A 6,756-nucleotide genomic window follows, 5' to 3' on the forward strand; every position below is an offset into this window, starting at 1 on the left:
ATCATAAGCTGTATAGGCATAAAGGGTTAAATGAAGTTAATAGACACTACTCTTGAGAGAAACGTAAAACCTGAAGACGTAAGATCCAGGCTCTTGATTCTTTCTTTTATTGCGATTGGTATTTTTACTATTTTAATCAGCAGGCTCTGGTTTTTACAGGTAATGGGCGGTCAGATGTATATGGAGCTTGCTGAGGGCAATTATATTAGAGTTATTCCTGTGGATGCACCAAGAGGCTTAATCTATGATCGCAATGGTCAGGTTCTGGTTAATAACCGTCCAAGCACCGGGGTTTCCGTATCTCCGCAGATCGCCGAAAAGTATCCCGAGAGCCTTAAGAAGCTATCCAAAATACTGGGGATGTCTATTGGTGAGATTAAAGAAAAAATTGCCGAAAAAAAAGTCGACCCATTAAAGCCAAGGGTTATTAAATGGGATTTAACCGATCAGGTGCTTGCCTATATCGAGGAACATAAAATGGAGCTCCTGGGCGTTGATATTGTTACCGAGCCCATCAGGTCCTATCCGCATGGTACCCTGGGTGCTCACATCTTAGGTTATATAGGGGAAATTTCCGAACAGGAGATGGCCAAATTAAAAGATACAGGCGACTACATGCTTGGAGATACGATTGGTAAAACTGGCGTTGAGAGTATTTATGAGAAAATTTTAAGAGGCGAGAAGGGAAGCCAGCAACTAGAGGTCAACGCATCGGGAAGGCCTCTCAGGGTGATAAAGAATCAGGACCCAATCCCTGGATCAAACCTGGTACTCAGCGTTGACCTTAATGTACAGCAGGCGGCCGAGCAAGCAATCAACGAGGCAATTCAGCAGGCAAAAAGCACCGGAAAGCCGGAAAACGGCGCAAACGCCGACGCCGGGGCTGCTGTCGTTCTCGACCCCAGAAATGGAGAGATAATAGCGATGGCGAGTTATCCCACTTACAATCCAGAACTCTTCGTTGGCGGTATATCCAAACAAGATTGGGATAACTTGCTTAATCCAGACAACAAATTTCCCTTAAACAATCGAGCTCTTATGGCTTATCCTCCGGGGTCGACATTTAAGCCGGTAACATTGATAGGTGCGCTTGCCGACGGCTTGACGGCAAAAGATGAGTCGTTTCTATGTCAGGGGTCATGGGATGGTTTAGGCAAAAAGTGGGTTAGGTGGTGTTGGAACCACTCGGGTCATGGACGTCTTGGATTGGTAAAGGCTATCTACGATTCATGCGATACCGTATTTTATATAATCGGGCAAAGATTTTATCGTCAGGGTGAGGAGAGACTTCAATACTGGGCAAAGATTTTTGGTTTTGGGTCGATTACCGGAGTTGATCTGCCAATGGAGGCCAAGGGCCGGGTTCCGGATAAAGCGTGGAAAAAAGAATTCAACAAGGGCAATCCGGAGTACCAAAGGTGGTATCCCGGGGATACAGTTAACATAGCTATTGGGCAGGGTGATCTATTGGCAACTCCGCTGCAAATGGCATCATTTTACGCCGCCATTGCCAACGGTGGGACATTTTATCGTCCCCACATAGGCAAGGCAATGATATCGTGGAACGGCAATGTCAAGACTGAATTTCAGATTAAACCAGAAGATAAACACGAACTGCCGGTCTCAAAAGATATGATAAGGTATACCCAGTCAGCGCTTGAGCAAGTTACAACCCAGGGTACTGCAGCCGCTGCCTTTGCCGGTTTTCCGGTGAGGACTGCCGGCAAAACTGGGACATCACAGGTTAGAGGAAAGGAAGACTTTGCATGGTACGTTGGGTATGCTCCGGCCGATGACCCTAAATACGTTGTTGCTGTCATGATAGAGCAGGGGGGGCACGGTGGATCAACAGCTGCCCCGGCGGCAAGAAAGATTCTTGCCACAGCTCTTGGGTACTATGATAAAGGAGCCGGCTCAAATATTTACGACCCATCGAGGTAACGCAGGTTTGGAGTGCAGGAAATTTAAAAGTTTATAGATTTAGGCCTGCTTGCGCAGCAGGCGGAGCGAGTATCAGGAATTGATTAGGACATGATGGACTTAAGGAGCATAAACCGCAAAATAGACTTAACTATGGTTGCAGCAGTACTGTTATTATGCATTTATGGTGTAATTGCAGTTTTCAGTGCAACCCAGTCGACTTCTCTAAACGGCGGTGATCCGTATTTCTTTTTAAAAAAACAGATTGTCGCATTTGCTATTGGCTTGGTGATACTTCTTGCCTTATTATTTTCTAATTATAATAAGTGGAAGAACTACATGGCCTTCCTTTATGTGTTAAACGTTCTCGTTCTCATTGCCGTATTTTTTGTTGGACAGACCCACAAGGGTGCGCAAAGCTGGTTTCAAATTGGATTTTTCCAGCTGCAACCGTCCGAGTTTAGCAAACTTATCCTTATCGTAACTCTCGCAAGCTTTTTGGCCAACCGCAAGAGCCAGTTAGATAGTATGCGAGATTTGCTTCTGTCTCTTGCCCATGTCGGCTTACCTTTGCTTTTAGTCTTAGCCCAGCCAGACCTTGGGACCGCAATGTGCTATATTGCAATCTTGCTTGGGATGATGTTGGTGGCAGGCTTCCCAGGTCGCCATTTTGCGATCATAATTCTGGCGGGTATAATCATAGCTATTGTCGGTATTCAGCTTCATGTTTTAAAGGACTATCAAATCGACAGGTTGACCGTTTTTGTTAATCCTGATAACGACCCAAAAGGTGCAGGTTACAATCTGCTCCAGTCAAAGATAGCAATTGGCTCAGGGCAGTTGTTCGGTAAAGGGATTTTCTCGGGAACTCAGACAAGGCTACAGTTCCTACCTGAGAGGCATACCGATTTTATTTTTTCAGTTATTGGTGAAGAGGCCGGGTTCTTTGGCGCAACGCTCTTGCTGCTTCTTTTCCTTGTACTTATTATGCGGGGTTTGCAGACTGCAGTATTTGCTAAGAACCTCTTCGGAACGCTACTCGCCACGGGGATAATCTCACTCTGGTTATTCCAGATATTAGTAAACATTGGAATGACAATCGGGCTTATGCCGATCACCGGTATCCCTCTTCCGTTTATAAGCTATGGAAACAGCTCATTAATCGTTCACCTGATGGGCGTTGGAATACTTCTTAATATTTATGCCCGCCGTTATGTATAATCTAGATACTAGAGACTTGAGACTAAAAACTAGATTATAGTTATTTACCTAGTATTCACGCTACAGCCACGCATCATTAGTTCCGAGTTAATAGATAGTACGAAACGCTGGTTTTATAGTATGGCTTGTGAATTATCACTACATTGTTTACAAGGAGAAATATGTCTAAGCTTAGTCAGCTTAAAAAAATTAGAAATATTGCCCAGGTCTTAAAGGCTGTGCGCAAGGAGGCAGAAAAGCAGGTCGCTATAGCTGTGATCGCCGACCCCGAAATAGAAGCTGAGATATTGGCAAAGTTCGGAGGTGCTGGGTCAGATGGTGTGGTTTTTGGTATGGGGGGTTTATCCAATGCTGCTGAATGGGAGGCAAAGTTAAAAGAGGCCGAACTAGCGCTTGTTATTATATCGCCTGGAAAAACAAGTAAAGATCTTGAGCAGATGGTTAAGCAGGCTACCAAGGCAAGAAATAAGCTCATTGTAGTGACAGGGCGGGATATAAATGACTGGCTTGCAGATAACCTGGCGGATGTCTTTCGGGTAAGCGGAGAAGACGTGCTATTTATCCCGATTTCTGATGATAAAGCATTTAAAACCATGCTAATTCCCAAGGTTCTGAATAAAATAAAGGGCAAAGAGGTGGCTTTGGCGGCTGCAGTGCCCGCATTTAAGGATGAGGTTGCCCGTCGGATAATAGGGGATACGGCAAAACAGAATGCTATTATTGGGATTGCAGTGTTTGTACCAGGAGCCGACATGCCGCTTCTTACCGTGAACCAAATAAAAATGGTTCTTAGGCTATCGGCGGTATATAATCAGGAACTTAGCGTAAAAAGATTATACGAGATTCTAGCTGTTGTAGGCGGAGGGTTTGCTTTTAGGGAAGCGGCGAGGCAGACATTGTCGGTGATCCCGGTTGCCGGATGGGCCATAAAGGGCGGAGTCGCATATGGCGGTACTATCGCAATGGGACAGCTTGCAAAGAAATATTTTGAAGACTGGAAAGGTGAGGCTAGTGGACCTCTGGCCGCAAATAGAGAAAATATTGCCGAGAGTGGAGAAGCCAAGCAGATACATAAACCATGAATTAAACTCGGTTCATAAACCAACTACTAAAGATATGCTAAGAGTAGCGCTGGCCTATCCGGATATCTACGAGGTAGGCCTGCCTAACATGGGACTTCAGATTCTATACGAGGTACTAAATGAACGCGAGGGAATTGTAGCTGAGCGGGTTTATGCTCCGTGGAAGGACATGGAGGCTGCGATGCGAGAATTCGGTATCCCTCTTTTTACTTTAGAGACCCACAGCCAGGTGGCCGATTTTGATATACTTGGCTTTTCCCTGCAACACGAACTTATCTATACAAATGTTCTCAATATGCTGGACCTGGCGGGTATACCAATCCATGCAAAAGAGCGGGATGCCACGCAGCCGCTTGTAATTGCCGGCGGGCCCGGTGCGGTAAATCCTGAACCGATGTCTGCATTTTTTGACCTTTTCGTTATCGGTGAAGCTGAGGAGCTAATCATAGAGATTGCAGACATTGTGAAGGTCTGGAAGGATCGGGGAGGAAAAGATAAACAAGAACTGTTAAAGAAGTTAGCGAATGTACCCGGCGTTTATGTGCCTCTTTTTTATACCGTTAACTATACCAAAGACGGGCTACTAAAAGAAATTGTGCCGGATAACGGTGTGCCGCCTATAGTTACCAGGCGTATAGTAAAAGATTTTAGCAAGATTTCTGTACCCGCAAAGCCGATCATCCCATTCGTCGATACAGTTCATGACAGATGCTCTGTCGAGGTAATGCGTGGCTGCACAAGAGGGTGTCGCTTCTGTCAGGCAGGAATCATATATCGTCCGGTGAGGGAGAGAACAAAGGAACAAATCATCGAAGGGATATCTACGATACTTGAGAACACCGGTTATGAAGAAGTCTCGTTATCTTCTCTTAGCAGCACCGATTTTACTTTGATTGAAGATACCTTAAAAGAGCTATCGGAAAAATATGCTAAAGAGGGAATCGCAATATCTCTGCCTTCGCTGCGCGTCGATGCTTTTTCAATTAAACTGGTAGAAGAGATAGCAAAAGTAAAAAAGACAGGGCTTACATTTGCACCTGAAGCAGGGACACAGCGTCTGCGGGACGTGATAAACAAAAATGTGACCGAAGCAGACATCTTGAACACTGTAAGGACAGCATTTGAGGCGGGGTGGCAGAAGATAAAACTCTATTTCATGGTGGGGCTTCCAACTGAGACCGAGGAAGACCTTCTTGGGATAGTAGAACTAAGCAGGAAAATAGTAGAAATTGGTTATCAGAAATTGGATAGGCTCTCAAGGTCTCGTTTGATGGTAACTGTTAGTGTGTCGGCTTTTGCGCCAAAGCCGGATACACCGTTTCAGTGGGTTGCCCAAAACACGCTTGAAGAATTTGAAAAAAAGCAGCGGTTTTTAAGTGAACGAATCAAAGGAAGGCACCTTTCCTTTAAATGGCATAACCCAAAATCGGCTGTTATTGAAGGAGCCATAGCCAGAGGAGATAGAAGGGTCGCCGATGTGATCTACAGGGCCTGGCAGCTCGGCTGCAAATTCGACGCCTGGACGAAAGAGTTTAAGTACGATATCTGGATCAAGGCGTTTAGCGACGTGGGATTTGACCCGTGTTTCTATGCAGCCAGGGAGCGCGAGATTGATGAGGTGCTTCCATGGCAGCATATAGGTACCGGTGTCGATCAGAGCTTTCTCCAAGCCGAATATGAGAACGCACTCGCCGGAATACTTACGGAAGATTGCAGATTTGGTACATGCAGCGCCTGCGGTGTTTGCACAAATCTTGACGCAGATAACATAACTTTCGGTAAGGTGGCGGTAAGTGGTTAGCCATTGGCTGGCTATTTAGCGGCTTTATATAGTTTTTGTGTTCATTGGAAGATTTCAAAAGAAAGATTCTAAAAGCTTAAGTTTCTAGTTTTGGAGCTGGTTATATTATGCCTAAGCTAATAATTGAATATGGCAAAAATGGCCCGTTAAAATATTTATCTCATCTTGAGCTGGCACGCGCTTTTCAGCGGGCATTTCGCCGGGCCAATATAGGGATTAAAATGAGCAGCGGTTATAGCCCGAGGCCTAAAATATCACATGGGCAGGCGCTTTCTGTCGGTTTTGGAAGTTCTGCAGAGTATATGCTGGTAGAAGCCAAGGAGTATATCCCGGCAGAGGAATTAATTAAAAAAATATCTTCCGTCTTACCAAAAGGAATAGCTATCAGCAGGGCGAAATATATCAAGGATAGACAGGGCTCAATAATGAGCTTAGTGCAGAGCCTGGCCTATAGAATAAAGGTCAAGCTGGATGGCGGCGATGTACATATAGAACCATTTATTGCCCAGCTTAGGGATGAAGGGCGCTTGCTGGTCAAACATAAGGAAAAGCAAAAATGGGTAGAAACTAACAAAGCTATTCTGGATTGGCAGGTCGAGTACAGAAGCGGGGATGTCTATGGTTTCTATATGTTACTATCCACCGGCAATCAGAATAATATTCGCCCCGAGGTTGCGGTCGGCAAATTATCCGAGATGTTCCCGGAGCTTGGCGGCGTTGAAATCCTCGAAG

General features: G+C 45.3%; 4 protein-coding genes. All 4 read left to right on the forward strand.

Features of this window, described 5'->3' with window-relative positions:
* Positions 1–30: 30 nt before the first annotated feature.
* Complete coding sequence (mrdA, locus tag K6T91_08210; GenBank protein MCL6472775.1) at positions 31–1,941, forward strand: penicillin-binding protein 2; 1,911 nt, start codon at positions 31–33, stop codon at positions 1,939–1,941.
* A 93-nt stretch (positions 1,942–2,034) separates the two neighbouring features.
* Complete coding sequence (rodA, locus tag K6T91_08215; protein ID MCL6472776.1) at positions 2,035–3,141, forward strand: rod shape-determining protein RodA; 1,107 nt, start codon at positions 2,035–2,037, stop codon at positions 3,139–3,141.
* Positions 3,142–4,086: 945 nt separating this feature from the next.
* Positions 4,087–6,024, forward strand: coding sequence for a TIGR03960 family B12-binding radical SAM protein (locus K6T91_08220; protein MCL6472777.1), 1,938 nt, complete (start codon positions 4,087–4,089; stop codon positions 6,022–6,024).
* A gap of 107 nt (positions 6,025–6,131) precedes the next feature.
* Positions 6,132–6,756: TIGR03936 family radical SAM-associated protein (locus tag K6T91_08225; protein ID MCL6472778.1), on the forward strand; the 625-nt coding region annotated here is incomplete at its 3' end.

Source organism: Bacillota bacterium (assembly GCA_023511485.1).
Lineage (GTDB): Bacteria > Actinomycetota > Aquicultoria > Aquicultorales > Aquicultoraceae > CADDYS01.

Coding starts and splice junctions, on each gene's coding strand:
- K6T91_08220 (MCL6472777.1), top strand. CDS start 4,087: ATGGCGGTACTATCGCAATGGGACAGCTTGCAAAGAAATATTTTGAAG.
- rodA (MCL6472776.1), top strand. CDS start 2,035: ATGGACTTAAGGAGCATAAACCGCAAAATAGACTTAACTATGGTTGCA.
- mrdA (MCL6472775.1), top strand. CDS start 31: ATGAAGTTAATAGACACTACTCTTGAGAGAAACGTAAAACCTGAAGAC.